Below are 18358 nucleotides of genomic sequence, written 5' to 3'. Positions count from 1 at the left end.
GTCATGGCGGAATCCCCGGCCCATTCTCGCAACGGTCTTCCACGCGATCTTCCCCAGGCCGAACACCCGGTCTCCGAGGCCTGGCGCATGTTCCGGCGCAACTACGCCGCCATGTTCGGATTATTTCTGCTGGTCCTGCTGGTCCTGGTCACGCTGATTGGCCCTTTGGTTTACAGCGTCGATCCCTTCGAAATCGTCTGGGCGCCTCTGACCCCGCCGGGCGAGGAGGCAACGGCACCGCTCGGCACCGATTATCTGGGCCGTGATATCCTTGCCGGACTGATCCACGGCGGCGTCGCCACGCTCGCAGTCGGATTGGCGGCGGCCCTCATCACGGTGGTTATCGGCCTGACCGTCGGCGCGCTGGCGGGCTTTTATCTCGGCATCGTCGACGACATACTCATGCGGGTCACCGAGTTCTTCCAGGTGCTTCCCGCCCTGATGTTCGCCATGGTGCTGGTCACGCTCTTTTCCTCGTCGCTGGTCGTCGTCGCCATTGCTATCGGCCTGGTCAGCTGGCCGCCGACGGCGCGTCTGGCGCGCGCGGAATTCCTGCGCATCCGCAATCTGGAATACGTTTCGGCGGCCCGCTCGGTCGGCGCGAAAAACACACGTATCATCTGGCAGGTCATCCTGCCCAACGCTCTGCCGCCCCTGATCGTCTCGGCCACCTTGACCATCGGCACCGCGATCCTCTTCGAAGCGGGCCTGAGCTTTCTCGGCTTGAGCGATCCGAACACCTATAGCTGGGGCTACATGATTGGCTCCGGCCGGGACAATATCCTGGATGCCTGGTGGGCAGTGACCCTGCCGGGCGGCATGATCTTCGTCACGGTACTCGCGGTCAGCCTGATCGGTGACGGCCTGAACGATGCCTTTAATCCGAAGCTGCGCGAACGATGAGCGGGCATCAAACAGACCGGCCTCTGCTCCAGGTCAGCAATCTCTGCGTCGAGTTTCGCACACGTGACGGCATTGCCCGTGTCCTCGACGAAGTATCACTCGAATTGCAGCCGGGCCAAACCCTCGGAATCGTCGGTGAATCAGGCTGCGGCAAATCCATGACCGCACTCTCCATCATGCGGCTGATCCCAAGCCCGCCGGGGCAGATTACCGCCGGCGAAGTCCGGTTGGCGGGGGAAGACCTGCTGCGCTTTGATGAGCAGCGCATGCGCGACATTCGGGGCAAAGACATCTCCATGATCTTTCAGGAGCCGATGACTTCGCTCAACCCGGTCTTCACCGTCGGCGATCAGATCGCGGAATCCCTTCGCCTCCATGAAGGACTGAGTGACAAGGAAGCGGCGGCCAGAGCGGTGAAGATGCTGAAAGCCGTCGGTATTCCCGAACCCCAAGCCCGTGCCAGGGAGTATCCGCATCAGCTCTCCGGCGGCATGCGCCAGCGGGTGATGATCGCCATTGCGCTGGCCTGCGGTCCCAAGGTGATTATTGCCGACGAGCCCACGACGGCTTTGGATGTGACGGTCCAGGCACAGATTTTCGACCTGCTGCGAGACCTGAAGGAACGCACCAGTACGGCAATCATCCTGATCACCCACGATATGGGGGCAATCGCCGAAATGACCGACCGGGTGACCGTGATGTACGCGGGACGCGTGGTCGAAGAAGGCCCCGTGGAGGCCATTCTGGACGCGCCGAAACATCCCTACACTCAGGGCTTGATCGCCTGCGTGCCACAGCTTGATCCCAACCCTACTGCCGAACGGCCGCCGCTGGAAGAAATTCCCGGGGTCGTCCCGGCCTTGACCCGGCTCGGTAAGGGTTGTGCCTTCGCACCGCGTTGTAAATATGCTTTCGAGCGCTGCGATCAGGAAGCTCCGCGCCGCGTCTCGGTCGACGCCGATCACCGAGCCGCCTGCTGGCTGCTCGAGGAAGGCACAAGCGCATGAGCGATACGTCAAGTACACGCGACCTGCTTCTGCGTATCGAAGATCTGAAGGTGCACTTCGGCGGCAAAAGCTGGATGCCGGGAAAAGTCAGCAAGGTCGTTCACGCGGTCGACGGCGTGAGCTTCGAGGTCGAACGCGGAAAGACCTTCGGCATCGTCGGCGAATCCGGTTCGGGGAAGACCACAACTGCGTTGGCAACGGTCAGGTTGGCCCCGGTCACCGAAGGACGGGTCTTTCTCGATGATCTAGAGGTCAGCGCCTTGAAGGGAGAAGCCCTACGCCTGGCCCGCAAACGCTTCCAGATTATTTTCCAGGATCCCTTTTCCTCGCTCAATCCGAGGATCCGCGCTGGCCAGACAGTGCGCGAACCGCTCGATCTTATGGAGGTCGGTGCCGAATCCGAACGGGAAGGTCTGGTACAGGAGCTCTTCGCCCAGGTCGGCCTGCGGCCCGAACAGCGCGCACTGTTCCCTCATCAGTTCTCTGGCGGTCAACGGCAACGCATCGGGCTCGCCCGCGCCATCGCCACGCGGCCGGAGCTGGTGGTTTGCGACGAGCCCGTCTCGGCCCTGGACGTCGCCATTCAGGCGCAGATCCTCAACCTCATGCGGCGTCTGCAGGACGAACTCGGCCTGACCTATCTCTTCATCTCGCATGATCTGGGCGTGGTGCAGTACATCTGCGATGAGATCGCGGTGATGTATCTGGGTCAGATCGTCGAGCAGGCCGACCGCGTTTCACTCTTCGTGCGCCCACAGCATCCCTACACCAAGGCATTGCTTTCGGCCGTACCCTCGGCACGGCCGGGCAAAAGAGCCGCCAATCAGGCGCAGCGCATCCGGCTCGAAGGCGATCCGCCGAGCCCGATCAACTTGCCCAAGGGCTGCCGCTTTGCCGGGCGCTGCCCTTTGGCCGAAGCGCGTTGCCACGAGACGCCACCCGAATTGAAGGTCATAGAGACGGGTCACAAGGTCGCGTGTCACCTGGTCTAGAGCGTTTGTCGCAATCGCCCTTCGCGGTTACCATATGCTCAGTCTCCATTCGACAAACCAAGAGAGCCCTTCATGGATAGTTGTTATGAGATCGATGGCATGATCCCGGTCGTCGATCCCTCCGCTTTCGTGCATCCCAACGCCATTCTCATCGGCGACGTGATCGTCGGTCCGCGCTGTTATGTTGGACCGGCCGCCAGCCTGCGCGGAGACTTTGGCCGGATCGTGCTGCAGGAAGGCGCCAACGTTCAGGACACCTGCGTTATTCACGGCTTTCCCGGTGTCGAGACAAGCATTGGTCCAGACGGCCACATCGGCCACGGCGCGGTGATCCACGGTGCACAGATCGGTCGGAACGTTTTGGTCGGCATGAACGCCGTGGTCATGGATCGTGCGGAGGTCGGGGAATCCTCGATCATCGGCGCCACGTCTTTCGTCCCCGAAGGCAAAAAGATCCCTGCCCGCTCCCTCGCCGTCGGCACGCCTGCCCGTGTGCTCCGCGAACTGACGGATAAGGAAATTGATTGGAAAAGCCGCGGCACCGCCGAGTATCAGCAGCTCACGCTCCGCTGCTTGAGTACGATGAAGAAAGTGCAACCACTCACCAAGGTCGAAGCCGACCGGCCGTATTATGACGACAGCAGTTACCAAACCCTGGGGCAAACGAAGTAATAGCAAGAAACTTCAATACGGCCCCAATTTACAAGGGCGACCCGTGGTTAGCGACAATCCGCTTGATCTCCTTCAGGGCGAAGCCGGCAATCTTCTTCTGGGCTTTGCGTTGAGCTGCAGAAGTCGTTTCCAGATCTCCCAGAATAAAGATGTTCTCGTCATTCAAGCGATTGGCCGGTCCGGTGTAGTTGAAGGAGCCGCCGATCACCACCTGTTCGTCCAGGACCATCAGCTTGTGGTGCAGTTTTCCGACACCCTTGCCTTTCCAGACGGCGGAGAGCTTCGCACCTTTTTTCTTTAGGGGCTTGATCGCAGCCCAGGACTGAGCACCTTGCGCGCCATCGAACGCGCCGCTGATTGGCATGTCCATATCAAGCAGCCGCAGCATCGTATCGTCGATCCCTGAAGACTTAGAAAAAGTGAAGATCGCAAAATCGATGCGCTTCTTCGCCTTCAGCATCTGCTTCATGATCTCCATTTCCGGATTGTGGTCCGGTGCAAAAAGAATACGGATCGGTACGTTGGATACCACCCTGTCCAGCGGCGCGGCATCGTGGCCTTCGTTGCGCTTGCCAAAGTGTCCCTGCTGGATCTCCGCGAATTCACGCGCGTAGATCTTGGCCACCTTCTCGTCGTGAATCACAACGACATGGTTGAGGTTGCTGTGGGTGCCGGTCGGCGTGAAATTGGTGGAGCCGGTGAGCAAGGATGCGCGGTCGCGCACGATGAATTTCTGATGGAAGATACTGGTGTTGTAGTCGGTCTTGACGTCGATCCGCGAACGCAGGATGGCGTTGTGAATTTCCCGATTAGGTTCGTGCTTACCGCTCGCTTCCCAGGGATCACTCTGCAGTTTCGTGGATTTCAGATAGTCCTGCTCGAGAACGATCTTCACCAGACATTTGCGCGCGCGGGCACGGATAATGGCCTCGGCGATCGGGCGGCTTTCCAGTTCCTGAACCGCGATCTCCAGACGCTTCTTTGCGCCGTCGATAAAATCGACGATGACGGCTTCCAGATCGTCGGGCGCTCCCACGCCCTTCGGACCCACGTAGAATTCGACGCCTCCGACTTTAACGGCCATGCTCCACCCCTCCCCAACTCCGGATCAAACCTCGCAGGATATAGAGCAGCAGAATAGGCGCTCTCGCAAAATTAGACGAGCGAAAGTTCGGATACGCGTTTTGGAAGAGTATTAGCTCTTTTCGGCACCAGTCGAAACCCTTCAACAGACCTCAAATCTCGTCAAAGTCGAGCACCAGTTTTCCTGTGAGCGGCCGTGCCTGACAGGCCAGGATGAAACCCGCCTCCTGCTCCCAGGGCTCCAGGGAATAGTTGGTCGCCATCTCTGCTTCGCCCTCGACCACCTTGCAGCGGCAGGTGCAGCACATGCCGCCTTTGCAAGAATACGGCAGTTCCAGGCCTTGCCGTGCGGCGGCGGCAACGACGTTTTCGTCGCCTTCGACCATCTCGATGCTGTGGCGCGCGCCGTCCAGTACCGTCTCGATGGTCGCGCCCTGCTTGGCTGTTTCCTTTGCCCGCAGTGAAGCTGCGCGCGGCGGCGCGGACCCGCCGGCGGGAACGAACATCTCTGAACGGATCTTCTCGGGATCCACACCCAGTGCGCCAAGCGCCGCTTTGGTTTGCTCAATCATGTCGCCAGGACCGCAGAGGAAATAGGCATCGACCGACGCCGGATCGAACAGACCGACCTGCGCCAGCTTGCGGACACGTTCCGCATCCAGCCGCCCGTGAAGCAAATCGACATCCTGGGCTTCACGGCTCAATACGTGGATCAGGCGAAAGCGCTCCAGAAACTGGTCCTTGAGATCCTCCAACACGGTGCGGAAGATGATCGATCCGGTGCTGCGGTTACCGTAGAAGAAGGTCACCTGGCTATGCGGCTCGCGCTCCAGCAGCGACTTCACGATCGAGAGGATCGGGGTCACGCCGCTGCCCGCGGCGAAGGCCACGTACTCGCCCTCCACCTCGGCCCGAGGTTCTGCCAGGAAGCGGCCCTCTGGCGTCATGACCTCAAGAGTCATGCCGGCCGTCAGATTGTCATTGGCGAAGGTCGAAAATAGGCCGCCTTCCACCTTCTTGATCGCGACACGCAACTCACCGTCGTCCAGGCCCGAACAGATTGAATAAGAACGGCGGGTATCCTCACCCTCCAGATCGCTGCGCAGGGTCAGATACTGCCCCGGCGTGTAGCGGTAGTCGTCTCGCAACGCCTCGGGCACCTCGAAGGAGATCGAGACCGCATCGGGAGTTTCGCGGCGCACATCGGATACGGTCAGCGAATGAAACTTGGACATAGCGGTATGTCTTCTCACAGGCATTTGAAATAATCGAAGGGTTCGGCGCAGGAACAGCAGCGATAGAGCGCCTTGCAGGAGGTCGAGCCGAACTCGCTGACCCGCTCGGTATCGGAGGAGCCGCACTGCGGGCAATCCACCGAGTCCTTACCGAACAGCGCCTGCCGAGAACTCGAGGCACGTACCGGCGGCGCGATGCCGTAAGACCGCAGTTTCTCGCGCCCTGCTTCCGACAGCCAGTCGGTGGTCCAAGCAGGAGAGAGCACAGTCTCTACCTTCACCTTCTCGAAGCCCGCTTCACGCAGAGCTTTCAGAATCTCGGTCTCCATCACCAGCATCGCCGGGCAGCCGGAATAAGTCGGCGTAATGGTCACGAGGACCTTGCCATCTCTGTCCAGCTGCAAATCGCGCAACACCCCCAGATCTTGGAGCGTAAGGACAGGAATTTCAGGATCGCAGACGCTCGCCGCCGCCGCCCAAGCCTTCGCGGCTTCCGGCGTTGTCGCGTGCGATGCGGCAGCGGCGTTCATCACCAGCTCAGCCCCGGGTAGGTGCGCTGCATGTACTGCAGATCGCTCAGAATATGTCCCATGTGTTCGCTGTGTTGACCGCTGCGGCCGCCGGTTTGTGACCAGCTGTCTTCAGGCCGGTTGAGCGTCGCACGCGCCAACACTGCATCGACGGTCGCGTCCCAGTCATCTTTCAAGGCCGCGGCATCGACACCAACGCCGGTAACCAGCATTTCGTCGGCGACCTCATCCATCTCGAACAGCTCGCTCGCGTAACCCCAGAGCTCGTCGAGAGCAGCCTGAGTACGCACGTGGCTTTCCTCCGTGCCGTCGCCGAGCCGGATAATCCATTCGGAACAATGTCTGAGATGATATTCAACTTCTTTCAATGACTTGGCCGCAACTGCCGCCAGAGTCTTGTCACTTGAGCCGGTCATGGCCGACCAGAAAGGCACCATGAAGGCGGCATGAAATAACTGACGGACGATGGTCACCGCGAAATCGCCGTTGGGCTGCTCCATCAGCAGTGCGTTGAAGTAATCCCGCTCCTGCCGCAGGAAGGCAAGATCGTCCTCGCTCCGGCCCTCGCCCTCGACCTCTCCCGCATAGGTGAAGAGCGAGCGTGCCTGGCCCAACAGATCCAGTCCGATGTTGGCCAGCGCGAGGTCCTCTTCCAGAGTCGGCGCATGGCCGCACCATTCGCCAAGACGTTGTCCAAGGATCAACTGATCGTCGGCCAGTCGTAGGACGTATTTGAATTTTGCCCCAGCGATCATATCCGGCATTAAATCCGCCATCACATGTGCCCCACATCGTCGGGGATGTCATAGAAGGTCGGGTGACGGTAAATCTTCGAGCCTGTGGGTTCGAACATCACTTCCTTTTCGGTCGGGTCGGAGGCCACGATGTCGCTGGAGCGGACGACCCAGACCGATTGGCCTTCGCCGCGCCGTGTATAGACATCGCGCGCGGCCTGCAGTGCCATTTCGGCATCGACTGCATGGAGCGAGCCGGCGTGCTTGTGGCTCAGGCCGTTGCGGGCGCGGATGAAAACTTCCCAGAGCGGGGTGTTCTTTTCAGTCATGACTGTATCTCTCTATTCGGCAGAGTCTATTATTCGGCAGAGGCTATTGGGCGGCGACGGCGGTTTCCCGCACGCTGGCTTTTTCGGCGTAAGCCAGCGCTGCTTCGCGGACCCAGGCGTTGTCGTCATGAGCCATGCGACGGGCTTTCAAGCGGGCGCGATTACAGATGCCGTTGCCCTTGACCACACTCCAGAATTCGTTCCAGTCGATCTCACCGTGATCGTAACCGCCTTTGTCCTCGTTCCACTTCAGTTCGGGATCAGGAACGGTCAGGCCCAGGAACTCGGCCTGCGGCACGGTGGCGTCGATAAACTTCTGGCGCAGTTCGTCATTGGTGAAGCGCTTGATCTTCCACGCCATGGACTGATCGGAGTGCGTGGACTCAGCGTCGTGCGGACCGAACATCATCAGCGAGGGCCACCACCAGCGGTTCAGCGCATCCTGGGCCATGGCCTTCTGTTCATCGCTGCCCCGGCAGAGTGTGAGCATGATTTCGTAACCCTGGCGCTGATGGAAGCTCTCTTCCTTACAGACCCGGATCATGGCACGGGCGTAGGGACCGAAGGAACAGCGGCAGAGCGGGATCTGGTTCATGATCGCCGCGCCGTCGACCAGCCAGCCGATAGTGCCGATATCGGCCCAGGTCTGGGTCGGATAGTTGAAGATCGAGGAATATTTGGCCTTGCCGCTCAGCAGCTGATCGACCAGCTCTTCACGGCTGACCCCAAGAGTCTCGGCAGCGGAATAGAGATAGAGGCCATGGCCGCCCTCATCCTGAACCTTGGCCAGCAGCGCCGCTTTACGGCGCAGTGTCGGCGCACGGGTGATCCAGTTGCCTTCAGGCAACATGCCGACGATTTCGGAATGGGCGTGCTGGGCGATCTGGCGCACCAGCGTCTTGCGGTACCCGGCCGGCATGGGATCGTTCGGCTCGATCTTGAGCTCCGCGTCGATCCTCGCCTGAAAGGCCGTCAGAAATTCTTCGTCTTCATGGGTCGTGCCGTCGGCACCGATCAGGCCCTGGGAATACATTGCGCCACCTCTCACACTGCAGTGTCAGAATAATATGTTACAATTTTTATTTTATCAACAAATTTTTCGTAACGTAATTGACGAAGACGTCAATCCAATCCGCCAAACCGACCGTGAAAAGCATTCGACGCAATTGGCATAGCGCCGTCTGCCGCATCGTCGCAGGTATCGAGCCAGGCTTCGCTCCCCGGCACGAGGCGCCGGTACAGGTCCGCCGCAAGATCTCTCGCTTCGGTACCCGGCCAATCAGATGGTAGAAGGATCGACGGCAACAGCGGGTCTTTCAGCGCCGCACGCCGGAAGTCGTGAATGAGAAGCGTCCGGGCGGCGATGGCGTTCAAGGGATCAAGCTTCGCCCCGTCCTGCAAACAAGAAAGCAGCGGCGAGAAGGCCGCAACAATCTCTTTGTAGGCTTCGCCTGTCTCTTTGAGAGGCCAGGCCGCCGAGGTCAAGGGCGGCAGATACTCACTGACCGGCGCTTTTGCCGAAAACACCACCGCCCCGGCAAGATAGTCCATGGCATCGGGGGCAGCTTCTGTCTCCGGACGGCAAAACACCGTCGGACCCAGGGTCCCGAATCCCAGTTCACGCAGCGCCTTGCGGCGTGCATCCCGCGCCTCGCCCGCCTCTTCCGGCGCGACGCAGATCGTCCAGGCCCCGTCCCATTCGATCGGTCCCGCCGCATAGATCCGCTGGGTCGCGAGAGCAAAGGACAGCCGCCCGGCGTTCGAAAGCGCGTAGTAACTGCGCCGCCCCCGTTTATCACGCGTCAGCCAGCCATCGGACGCCAGCCGCGACATGGCGGCCCGCAACGCCCCCGGCTCGATCCGCAGGCGCGCCAACAACTCCTGCAGCGCCCCGAGCCAGAGCACCCCGCCGCGCGGCACGATGGCGTCGCCGTAAACGGTAATCACGATCGACCAGACCCGCAGACGTTCACGCGCATGCAGACGGTCGATGAGAGATTCGAGACTGGCGTCTGCTGAGGAGGGACTTTCGGAGAGGCTCATGCCCGAATTTATGACCCATAGAGAGGTCGGGTCACAAGAGCCGCCTCCGGATTTCCATCGAATGAGGAGGGAACCCGGAGGCGAGTTGGACGTCGGTGCGCCTCTAAGAACCCGGCTTACAGGGAGGAAAAGGCGGGGTTCGCGACGGGCCGACAGGGCATCTGTTTTATCGTTGCTCAGTTCTGCTCGACGGCTTCAGAAATGTTATCTGCCTTTGTTTCTTCCGGCGGAATCACCGCGTTCAGCACTACCGCAATCACGGCAGAAGGAATGATCCCGGACGTCAGGAGTTGGGCGATGATCGCGAGGCCGTTTTCCTTGTTGAAGATCTTGTCCAGGAACTCCGGCACGATTGAGAGCCCGAGAGCGAAGCTGATGGAAAGCGCTGCGATCATCATGTTGCGGGAGGTGAACTTCTCCGCAGTCATGAGCTTCATGCCCGCGGTTGCGACCATACCGAACATGAAGATCGCCGCGCCGCCCAGCACACAGGCCGGCATGGCGGCGATGATGGCACCCAGCTTGGGAATGAGACCGCCGGCGATCAGAAAGAATGAGCCCACGACCACCACCCAGCGGCTGATGACCTTGGTCAGCGCCACCAGGCCGACGTTCTGAGTGTAGGAGGTGTTGGGCAGCGCATTCAGCACCGCCGCAATCAGCGTACCCACGGCATCGCCCAGGATCGCGCCCTTGAGCTCCTTCGGTGTGGCATCCCGGCCGGCACCGCCACTGGTGATGCCGTTGGTATCACCGACCGTTTCGATAGTGGTGACCACCGCCATAATCACCATGCCGATGATGGCAATGGCCGGCAGCTCCAGGCCGTAATGGAAAGGCTGCGGAAGGGAAACCCAGGAAGCCTCCGATATGATGCTGGGGTTGACCAGACCCATGAAGATGGAGACTACGTAGCCGACGCCCATACCGATGAGAACCGCCGCCTGCGAAACGATGCCCTTGGTGGTTTCGCGCACGACCAAGGTTACCAGCAGCACCAGAATCGCGATGCCCACCTGGTCCGGAGTGGCCCAGGCTTCGGGGTTTTTATCGTGCAGGCCCTTGCCGCCACCTGCGTACCAATAGGCCACCTTAATCTGGGTCAGGCCGATGGACGCCACGACGATGCCGGTGACCAGCGGCGGAAACCAGCGTTTGAGGCTACCGATGTAAAAGCCCAGAACCACCTGCACGAGGCCGCCGAAGATCGAGGCGCCGATGACGGCATCCATGCCATAATTCTTGGCCAATGGAATGAGCAGCGGCAGAAACGCGAAGCTGGTCCCCTGAACCACCGGCAGACGCGCGCCCACCGGCCCTATGCCGTAGGCCTGGATCAGGGTCGCAATGCCCGACCCCAGCAGCGCCGCCTGGATCAGAAAGGTCCGTTCCGCGGCATCCGCCCCAATGATCCCGGCAATGATGATCGGCACGGTAATATTGCCGACAAACATCGCCAACACATGCTGCAGGCCCAATGGAATGGCCTTGGGTAGCGGGATCCATTCCTCTACCGGATTGAAGGACTTGCTTTTGCTTTCATCTGACACCTGCTGTCTCCCCGTCCTAAAGTTTCCCTGTTGCTCTTAGTTTCGGACAAACCCGCCGTTCTGATTTTTCTTTTGCCGGCTGTCCCTATGCGGAGCAGGAGGCCAAGAAGAGCCCCTCGATCCGGTTGCGCATGACGTAGACAATCTCGTCGACGGCTGTGGCCGCTTCGTCTTCCGGCGCCGCGGCAAGCCGACGCTCGAATTCCGCCAACACCGCCGCCAAATCAGGCTGACGATGGAGGGCGATGATAAAGGGAAAACCGAAACGCATACGGTAAGCCGCGTTCAAACGGTCCAGCGCGCGCTTGTTATCCGCGCTCAGAGCGAGAAGGCCAAGGCGGGATTGCTCGCCGTTGGATTCCGCTGTCATACCGCCGGCTAGCGCTTCGCTGCCTGCCAGCTCCGGATGCGCCTGCAGCAGGTCGAGCCGCCGCTCGGTCGCAGCACGCACTGTCGTCTCGAAGGAGGCGGACAGTTCTTCGACCGACTTGAAGGGGCGCTGACCGGCAACGGTTTCCACTACCCAGGTCAAGCGCTCGGTCACACCGCCGAGCAGGGACAGAAATTCCGACTGCGACGCCGAATTTATCTGAGCGAGTGAGACGGTCATGGGCCCCCTGTTGGTCTGGTCGAATTGAAGCACTCCAAAAGCCTATTACGCCGCCATCGTTGTTTTCTATAGAAAAATAGAGCATGCTATGTTCGAAAAATTAGAACAGAATGGTTTGATCAATGGCACTTCATCTGGTTCCCCGGTCGTTGCAGTACATCGAAAACGTCGCGCAGATCGGCTCGATTCAGGGCACTTCGCGCGAGTTGGGTATTTCGGCTTCAGCGATCGACCGCCAGATTCTGATCCTGGAAGAAACACTCGGCGTTAAGCTTTTCGAGCGGAAGCACAACGGCATGACCCCGACCGCCGCCGGTGAGCTCCTGATCGTCATGGCACGGCGCTGGCGGCGCGATGCCGAGACCCTGCGTGCCGAAGTCAAGCAGATGCAGGGGGTCGACCTCGGGCATGTCAAGATCGCGACCATGGACAGCCAGGTGAACGGCGTCCTGCCGAAGTTCGTGGAGGAACTGGCTCAAGAGCTTCCCCGGGTAACCTTGGAGATCGAAATCGCGAACACAACCCAGGCCGTGGCTGCGCTGGAACAGGGGACCGCCGATATTGCCTTCGTGTTCAACGCACCGCGGCGAAAGGATCTACACCTCATCTGGTCGGAGGATCTTCCTTTCGGCTGTGTCACCACAAGGGGTCACCCCCTGGCGCAGCGCGAGAGCCTGACTCTGGAAGACGTCGTGCGCTACCCGATTGCTCTGCAAAGCCGAGCGCTGGCAATCCGGCAATATCTCGATCTCAATCACGGATGGCTGTTCAGCAACGGCAACCAGCCGATGGTGACCAACTCCCTGCAGCTGGTCAAACAGCTCGCGCTTCTGGGCGGGCACGTGGCGCTCACTTCGGAACTGGATGCGGCGCCTGAGATCCTCGAGGAGCGGCTGGTCTTTACCCCTGTGCGCGACAAGACCGCGGCACCACAGAGTGTCGGCGTGCTGATCAACAGCCGCCGCACATTGCCCAGAGTCACACAGACCGTCGCCGGTCTTCTTAGCGAGAACGTGAGCCGGTTTTTGCTGAGGGCCCGGGAAGTGAACACCTCAATCAGCCAGTAGGGAGATCCCTGGCAGTAGGGGGGATTCCTGGCCGTCAGCTGCCGCGGTAAGTCGAGAAGCTGTAGGGCGACACCAGCAGGGGCACGTGATAATGCTCGTCCGGGCTGTCGATCCCGAAACGGATCGGGATCACACCAAGGAAAGGCAAACCGCCCCCCACGCCAAGCGCTGCGAAGTAACCGGAGACATCGAATACGAGCTCGTAGACTCCCGGCGTCATGGCACCGGCAGCGAGCACCGGCGCGTCCGTCCGGCCATCCGCATTGGTCACGGTCTCGGTTAGTAACCGCCGCCCCTCCCCCTCGATCGCATAGAGTTTGATCGGCACACCCGCCGCCGGACTGCCGCTCATGGTGTCGAGGATGTGGGTCGATAGATAGCCGCTACTCATACTCATATCGGGTTCCTCAATTTGCCTACGCAGAGTTTTACCCAATGAGGACACCTTCGGAACAGCTTTATCCAAGATAGATTTTCAAACTGAATTTGAAACCCGATTTGCACCCGCTCCGAGCGGAGTTTGTTCAGGGGCGGGCACTAGAGATTTCACATAAAGTGCGTGATCCCGGCAGGTTTCCGAGGCTGGTTCTAGTGCAAAACTTCCAACGGTCAGAGCCGGCCAGCCACGGTTGCCGAGATCACACTATTTGCCGCGACAGGCGCGGCAAATGACGGCAGGAGAGAGGCTACTTGCCCTTGAGCTGCTTCATCGCATGTGCCCAATCTTCGACATGGTAGCTCTCAATGATCTTGCCGTTTTCGACCTTGTGTATATCGATCGACATGATATCGAAGCTGCGGCCCTGACCGTCTACACCGAACATCGGAACGCGCGGGGTGCCCTTCGCGCGGCCACGGACAATCACGCGGTTTCCATCCGTGATCATTTCTTCGATGTTCCACGCCAGATCCGGGATGATCTCGCCAAACTTCTGGATTTGCGCGACGAACTTCTCCCGCGTCTTTGCCGGGGTGCCATAGGCGCCAATGCTCCGCCAGTCTGAATCCAGCACTTCCATTGCTGTTTCAGCGACGTCGGCACCAGAGCTACGGGTCAAGATCTTCGTATAGAATGGTTTTACCACTGCTTCCGTTTTGCTTTCGGCCTGAGCCGGCACAACCGCTGCGCAGGTCATCATCGCAGCCACGAGCAACATAAGAATTTTCGGTTTCATTTCAGTCTGTTCCCTAGATCCGTTGAGGACGACGCCTTTGACCGGCTGAGCTGATTCCCGGCGCCAGCTAAAAGATAATGCTCAAATAATAGTTTGATAATTTAGTACAAACTAATTTCTGTATGTTATAAAATAGAACAATGCTTGAACACCTCAGACAGCTTGCCGTCTTCGCCAAAACAGTGGAAACCGGGTCGTTCAGAGGCGCAGCCAAAGCGCTCGATCTGTCGCCCTCCGTGGTCAGCCACCACATCTCGAGGCTCGAGAAGAACCTCGGCGTCGCGCTCTTGTACCGCTCGACCCGCAGACTCCGCCTGACTGAAGATGGAGAGAAACTGCTTGATCCAGCCAGGCGCATGCTGGATTCGGCACAGGAAGGACTGAACACCATCAGCAGAGCCTCGCCCGAACCATCGGGCCGCTTAAAGATCACAGCGCCTGCGGTCTTAGTACATTCGCGCCTTGTCGAACTGATCGCCGCCTTTGCGCAGGCCTATCCAAAGGTGGATCTTGAGATCAGTTTCACGGACAGTCAGCGTGACATTATCGCCGACGGCCTGGATGTCTCAATGCGTATGGGTTGGCTGAAAGACAGTTCGTTGAAAGCGCGAAAGCTTTCCGACGAAGACCTGGTCTTGGTCGCTGCGACATCCTACATCGCATCAAAACCTAAGCCCACAACCCCACAGGCGCTGGAAACTTGGGATTGGGTTCATCTTCAAGCAACCCCCCGTCATGTGCTTATCATGAGCCGCAACGGCCAGACCGAGCGGCTAGCGATAGCGAACCGCTTTGTTGTTGACGATGCACTCGCGCGTTTAAAGCTGTTGTGCGCGGGCGTTGGGGTCGGCGCTTTGCCGCGCTTCTTGGTTGAACCTCAATTGGCATCCGGTGAACTCCAGATCGTCCTGGAAACGTGGCGTCCGAATTCGCCAGGCATTTACGCCGTCTGGCCGCCAAACTCACCGCGAGATGGTCTGACCCAGCGGTTCGTGGCCTTTCTAACAAAAAACTGGAAATATAGGTTTCAAGCGCCTCAGTAAGACGTCTCCGCTCTCCTTATCGTATCCCCTGCAGTCCCTTCACGAACAGCGACGTGGCCAATTCAGCGTAGTCTTCCCGGCTGATCGAACCTTCCGGGCGAAACCACATGTAATGCCAGTTCAGCATGCCGAAGAGCGACATAGTCACCGGCTTCAGGATCGATTTCTTATCGTCAACCGCGGGATTGATGCCTTTCACCGCCTCGGCGAAGACCGTCACCAGCTTGCGTTCAAGTGCCTTCAGTGCGTCCTGCTTGTCTTTGGGCAGAGCCGAGAGTGCATTGATCTGAACCTTGTGCTCGGCGTCTGCATCGCGGTAGCAGTCAAGCAGAGTGCGGACAAGACCGCGCAGGCGCTCTTCAGGCTCCGCCGCCGGCACATCAGCCTCGACAATGGCTTCGCAAAGTTCTTCGAGATGGCCGTGGATGATGTCGAAGAGCAGTTCTTCTTTGTTCGTGTAGTAGTGATAGAGCAGCGGCTTGGAGACGCCGCACTCGGCCGCCACGCTCGACATGGACGTTCGTTCGAAACCGCCGTCGGCGAAGAGGCGGGCGGAGCGCTTCAGGATGGCGTTTCGTTTTTCGCCGTAATCCAGCGCCTGTGTGCGAGCCATAGATCTTCCCCGTGTTTTTACTGCCTACGTCTTCTGGTTATTTCTGTACGCGCTTGTCGACCAGGCGCCTGGCCTTGCCCTGGGAACGCTCGACTGAACGCGGCGCGCCGACAGTAACCTTTGCAGAAACTCCGATCACGCTTTTGATGTGATGGATCAGCTCTTTTTCACTGGCCTGCCGCGCTTCGTCGGAAGCACCGTCTATTGTTGCTTCGGCGCAGACCGTCATCACGTCCATACGATCGGGATTGGTCAGCTCGATCTGAAAGTGCGGTGCCAGACCGGCGCATTTCAGAATCTGCTCTTCGATCTGGGTCGGGAAGACGTTGACGCCGCGCAGGATGATCATGTCGTCTGAACGTCCTGTCACTTTTTCCATACGCCGCATAGTCCGCGCGGTACCCGGCAACAGGCGTGTCAGATCGCGGGTCCGGTAACGGATGATCGGCAGAGCTTCCTTGGTCAGCGAAGTAAAGACCAGTTCGCCCTTCTCGCCGTCTTCAACCGGCTGGCCCGTCTCCGGGTCGATGATTTCCGGATAGAAGTGATCTTCCCAGATGTGCAGACCGTCTTTGGTCTCAACGCATTCGTTGGCAACCCCGGGCCCCATGACTTCAGAGAGGCCGTAGATATCGACCGCATGCATGTCAAAGGCCTGTTCGATCTCCTGACGCATGGTGTTGGTCCAGGGCTCGGCCCCAAAGATGCCGACCTTCAGGGAAGACGCGCGCGGATCCAGTCCCTGGGCATTGAATTCATCGAGGATGGAGAGCATGTAGGAAGGCGTCACCATGATGATTTCGGGTTTGAAATCCTGGATCAGGGTCACTTGCCGTTCAGTCATGCCACCGGAAACCGGCACAACGGTACAGCCCAGTTTCTCGGCGCCGTAATGCGCGCCCAGGCCACCGGTGAAGAGACCGTAGCCATAGGCGATGTGTGCGACATCGCCCGGACGTCCGCCGGACGCACGGATCGATCTGGCGACCAGACCACCCCAGTTGTCGATATCGGTCTGGGTGTAGCCGACGACGGTGGGTTTGCCGGTCGTCCCGGAAGAAGCATGAATGCGCACCACCTGATCACGCGGCACCGCAAACATTCCAAAAGGATAGTTGTCCCGCAGGTCGGTCTTCACCGTGAAGGGGAACTTGGCGAGATCGGACAGTGATTTCAGATCATCGGGATGCACGCCTGCGGCGTCGAAGCTCTTCTTGTAGAAATCCGTGTTCTCGTAGGCGTGGCACAGCGACCAGCGCAGGCGCTCGAGCTGAAGCGCGGCGAGTTCGTCCCTCGATGCGATTTCGATCGGATCGAGATCCGATTTGATTGGGGTGCGGTCTTCCATGCGCGATCCTCCTGGTCTTTCTTCTTTTGCCATCAGGCAATTTTCTTACGCTTTCAGGGCGATGTCTTCTTCCGGCAGATGCGTTCCCTTGACCGAACGGGACTGCCCACGGAATTCGGCAATGGCCGCACCATCGTCACGAGATACCTTGATGTCGTAGATGCCCGAACGGCCGTAGCGCGTCACTTCCTGCGCCGTTGCAGTCAGCCGGTCACCCTCGTAAGCCGGCGCGATAAAGGTCACTGCGCAGTGCTGTGCAACCACGTACTGATTGTAACTGTTGCAGGCGAAGGCAAAGGCGCTGTCCGCAAGCGTGAAGATGAAACCGCCATGACAGATACGATGACCATTGACCATGTCCGTGCGAACGGTCATGGAAAGAACAGACCGGCCTGGCCCCACATCGTCGATCACGAGGCCAAGACCCTGCGAAGCCATGTCATCGGCCCACATGGCATCGGCACAAGCGCGCGCCAACTCATCGGCTGTCATTGCTTTGGAATCGCTCACGCCTTGCGCCCCGAGAAGTTGGGGGAACGTTTGTTCAAAAAGGCGCTGACGCCCTCGGCGTAGTCCGGCGTGCGTCCGGCTTCACGCTGCAGGTCGCGCTCCAGATCGAGTTGCTGATCGAGGCTGTTCACCGCCGCGGCCTGGATCGCCCGCTTGGTGAAGCCCAGTCCGACCGTCGGGGCCGTTGCAAAGCCCTTCACCAACCCATGCGCCTCGTCCATCAGTGCATCGTCATCAACAGCTTTCCAGATCATGCCCCAATTCTCGGCCTGTTCGGCGCCGACCGGGATACCCGTCATGGCCAGTGCCTTTGCCCGCGCCTCGCCGATCAGACGCGGCAGGCTCCAGGTACCACCGCTGTCCGGCACCAGCCCGACTTTGCAGAAGGCCTGGATGAACTTCGCCGACTTGGACGCCAAAACGATATCGCAGGCCAGGGCAATGTTAGCACCGGCGCCAGCCGCCACACCGTTAACCGCACAGACAACCGGCTTTTCAATGGCTCGGATTGCACGAATCAGTGGATTGTAGAGCGTCTCCAGGGTTTCCCCCAGATCGGGCGGGCCATCCATTTCCGCCGGGTTGCGGTCGCCAAGGTCCTGTCCGGCGCAAAAAGCACGGCCCGCACCGGTCAGCAGCACGGCACGGCAGTCATCATCGGCAGCGGCAGCCTCGAAGGCGGCGAAAAGCGCCCGGTTCATTTCGGCGTTGAAGGAGTTCAGCTTGCCGGGCCGGTTCAGAATCAGAACATGAAATCCTGCGCCACGCTCGACCTTTATCGATTCTTCCGTCATGTCTGCACTCCCTCTTTTATCTTCAGTCCCACCGACACCCAACACAGCTTCGCCGACGCGAAATCGCGTCTGCAGCTACAGTTGTAGCATCTCTCAAAGCCTGATCCTTCGACTTTGAAT

Annotated in this window: 21 protein-coding genes; 6 read left to right on the top strand and 15 right to left on the bottom strand. The window is 59.5% G+C overall.

What is annotated here, in order from left to right:
* The first annotated feature begins 3 nt into the window (after window positions 1-3).
* The 4 genes from QMZ18_RS05750 (at window position 4) to QMZ18_RS05735 (ending at window position 3574) form a co-directional block, all read left to right on the top strand.
* The gene (locus QMZ18_RS05750; protein WP_282605268.1) at window positions 4-903 is read left to right on the top strand and encodes an ABC transporter permease; all 900 of its coding nucleotides are present in this window, start codon (window positions 4-6) and stop codon (window positions 901-903) included.
* A complete protein-coding gene (locus QMZ18_RS05745; RefSeq protein WP_282605267.1) occupies window positions 900-1910 on the top strand; it encodes an ABC transporter ATP-binding protein in 1011 nt (336 codons plus the stop codon). The genes QMZ18_RS05750 and QMZ18_RS05745 overlap by 4 nt, the downstream gene beginning before the upstream one ends.
* On the top strand, window positions 1907-2902 hold the full coding sequence (locus tag QMZ18_RS05740) for an ABC transporter ATP-binding protein (protein ID WP_282605266.1): 996 nt from the start codon (window positions 1907-1909) through the stop codon (window positions 2900-2902). Before QMZ18_RS05745 ends, QMZ18_RS05740 begins: the two co-directional genes overlap by 4 nt.
* A gap of 72 nt (window positions 2903-2974) precedes the next feature.
* Window positions 2975-3574 (top strand): phenylacetic acid degradation protein PaaY, encoded by a 600-nt coding sequence (locus tag QMZ18_RS05735; RefSeq protein ID WP_282605265.1) that lies wholly within the window; start codon window positions 2975-2977, stop codon window positions 3572-3574.
* Between the two features lie 28 nt (window positions 3575-3602).
* On the opposite strand, the gene QMZ18_RS05730 is transcribed toward QMZ18_RS05735, so the two are convergent.
* From QMZ18_RS05730 to uraD, 9 genes are all read right to left on the bottom strand, one after another.
* Window positions 3603-4658 carry a phospholipase D-like domain-containing protein gene (locus QMZ18_RS05730; protein ID WP_282605264.1) on the bottom strand — a complete coding sequence of 352 codons (1056 nt, stop codon included), beginning with the start codon at window positions 4656-4658 and terminating at the stop codon, window positions 3603-3605.
* Between the two features lie 151 nt (window positions 4659-4809).
* Complete coding sequence (gene paaE / locus QMZ18_RS05725; RefSeq protein ID WP_282605263.1) at window positions 4810-5892, bottom strand: 1,2-phenylacetyl-CoA epoxidase subunit PaaE; 1083 nt, start codon at window positions 5890-5892, stop codon at window positions 4810-4812.
* A gap of 14 nt (window positions 5893-5906) precedes the next feature.
* Window positions 5907-6422 (bottom strand): 1,2-phenylacetyl-CoA epoxidase subunit PaaD, encoded by a 516-nt coding sequence (gene paaD, locus QMZ18_RS05720; protein ID WP_282605262.1) that lies wholly within the window; start codon window positions 6420-6422, stop codon window positions 5907-5909.
* Window positions 6422-7186: a 1,2-phenylacetyl-CoA epoxidase subunit PaaC gene (paaC, locus tag QMZ18_RS05715; RefSeq protein WP_282605261.1), complete on the bottom strand. Its 765-nt coding sequence runs from the start codon at window positions 7184-7186 to the stop codon at window positions 6422-6424. Before paaC ends, paaD begins: the two co-directional genes overlap by 1 nt.
* Before the next feature lie 11 nt (window positions 7187-7197).
* Window positions 7198-7485 carry a 1,2-phenylacetyl-CoA epoxidase subunit PaaB gene (gene paaB / locus QMZ18_RS05710; RefSeq protein WP_282605260.1) on the bottom strand — a complete coding sequence of 96 codons (288 nt, stop codon included), beginning with the start codon at window positions 7483-7485 and terminating at the stop codon, window positions 7198-7200.
* Window positions 7486-7528: 43 nt separating this feature from the next.
* Window positions 7529-8518, bottom strand: a complete 990-nt coding sequence (gene paaA / locus QMZ18_RS05705) for a 1,2-phenylacetyl-CoA epoxidase subunit PaaA (protein WP_282605259.1) — start codon at window positions 8516-8518, stop codon at window positions 7529-7531.
* An 89-nt stretch (window positions 8519-8607) separates the two neighbouring features.
* Window positions 8608-9528 carry a PaaX family transcriptional regulator C-terminal domain-containing protein gene (locus tag QMZ18_RS05700; protein WP_282605258.1) on the bottom strand — a complete coding sequence of 307 codons (921 nt, stop codon included), beginning with the start codon at window positions 9526-9528 and terminating at the stop codon, window positions 8608-8610.
* A gap of 176 nt (window positions 9529-9704) precedes the next feature.
* Window positions 9705-11078 carry a uracil-xanthine permease family protein gene (locus QMZ18_RS05695; protein WP_282605257.1) on the bottom strand — a complete coding sequence of 458 codons (1374 nt, stop codon included), beginning with the start codon at window positions 11076-11078 and terminating at the stop codon, window positions 9705-9707.
* A gap of 85 nt (window positions 11079-11163) precedes the next feature.
* The gene (gene uraD / locus QMZ18_RS05690; protein WP_282605256.1) at window positions 11164-11688 is read right to left on the bottom strand and encodes a 2-oxo-4-hydroxy-4-carboxy-5-ureidoimidazoline decarboxylase; all 525 of its coding nucleotides are present in this window, start codon (window positions 11686-11688) and stop codon (window positions 11164-11166) included.
* A 122-nt stretch (window positions 11689-11810) separates the two neighbouring features.
* Here uraD and QMZ18_RS05685 point away from each other — a divergent pair, with 122 nt between their 5' ends.
* Entirely contained in the window at window positions 11811-12755 is a 945-nt protein-coding gene (locus tag QMZ18_RS05685; protein ID WP_282605255.1) for a LysR family transcriptional regulator, read from the top strand.
* Between the two features lie 34 nt (window positions 12756-12789).
* Here the strand turns inward: QMZ18_RS05685 and uraH are convergent, their stop codons facing one another.
* Entirely contained in the window at window positions 12790-13152 is a 363-nt protein-coding gene (gene uraH / locus QMZ18_RS05680) for a hydroxyisourate hydrolase (RefSeq protein WP_282605254.1), read from the bottom strand.
* A gap of 289 nt (window positions 13153-13441) precedes the next feature.
* Complete coding sequence (locus QMZ18_RS05675) at window positions 13442-13930, bottom strand: ester cyclase (protein WP_282605253.1); 489 nt, start codon at window positions 13928-13930, stop codon at window positions 13442-13444.
* 140 nt (window positions 13931-14070) lie between these two features.
* On the opposite strand from QMZ18_RS05675, the gene QMZ18_RS05670 reads away from it, so the two are divergent.
* A complete protein-coding gene (locus QMZ18_RS05670) occupies window positions 14071-14973 on the top strand; it encodes a LysR family transcriptional regulator (RefSeq protein WP_282605252.1) in 903 nt (300 codons plus the stop codon).
* A 16-nt stretch (window positions 14974-14989) separates the two neighbouring features.
* Here QMZ18_RS05670 and QMZ18_RS05665 read toward each other — a convergent pair whose 3' ends face one another.
* From QMZ18_RS05665 to paaG, 4 genes are read right to left on the bottom strand one after another with little or no spacing between them, the layout of a single operon-like run.
* On the bottom strand, window positions 14990-15586 hold the full coding sequence (locus tag QMZ18_RS05665) for a TetR/AcrR family transcriptional regulator (RefSeq protein ID WP_282605251.1): 597 nt from the start codon (window positions 15584-15586) through the stop codon (window positions 14990-14992).
* Window positions 15587-15623: 37 nt separating this feature from the next.
* Window positions 15624-16934 (bottom strand): phenylacetate--CoA ligase PaaK, encoded by a 1311-nt coding sequence (gene paaK / locus QMZ18_RS05660; protein WP_282605250.1) that lies wholly within the window; start codon window positions 16932-16934, stop codon window positions 15624-15626.
* 45 nt (window positions 16935-16979) lie between these two features.
* A complete protein-coding gene (paaI, locus tag QMZ18_RS05655) occupies window positions 16980-17444 on the bottom strand; it encodes a hydroxyphenylacetyl-CoA thioesterase PaaI (RefSeq protein ID WP_282605249.1) in 465 nt (154 codons plus the stop codon).
* Window positions 17441-18238, bottom strand: coding sequence for a 2-(1,2-epoxy-1,2-dihydrophenyl)acetyl-CoA isomerase PaaG (gene paaG / locus QMZ18_RS05650; protein WP_282605248.1), 798 nt, complete (start codon window positions 18236-18238; stop codon window positions 17441-17443). The genes paaI and paaG overlap by 4 nt, the downstream gene beginning before the upstream one ends.
* Window positions 18239-18358: the final 120 nt, after the last annotated feature.

Origin of the sequence: Pelagibius sp. Alg239-R121 (assembly GCF_947331435.1) — a bacterium.
Lineage (GTDB): Bacteria > Pseudomonadota > Alphaproteobacteria > Kiloniellales > Kiloniellaceae > Denitrobaculum.
The sequence above is the reverse complement of the archived record's forward strand: the minus strand, read 5'-3'. Positions and strand labels throughout refer to the sequence as shown.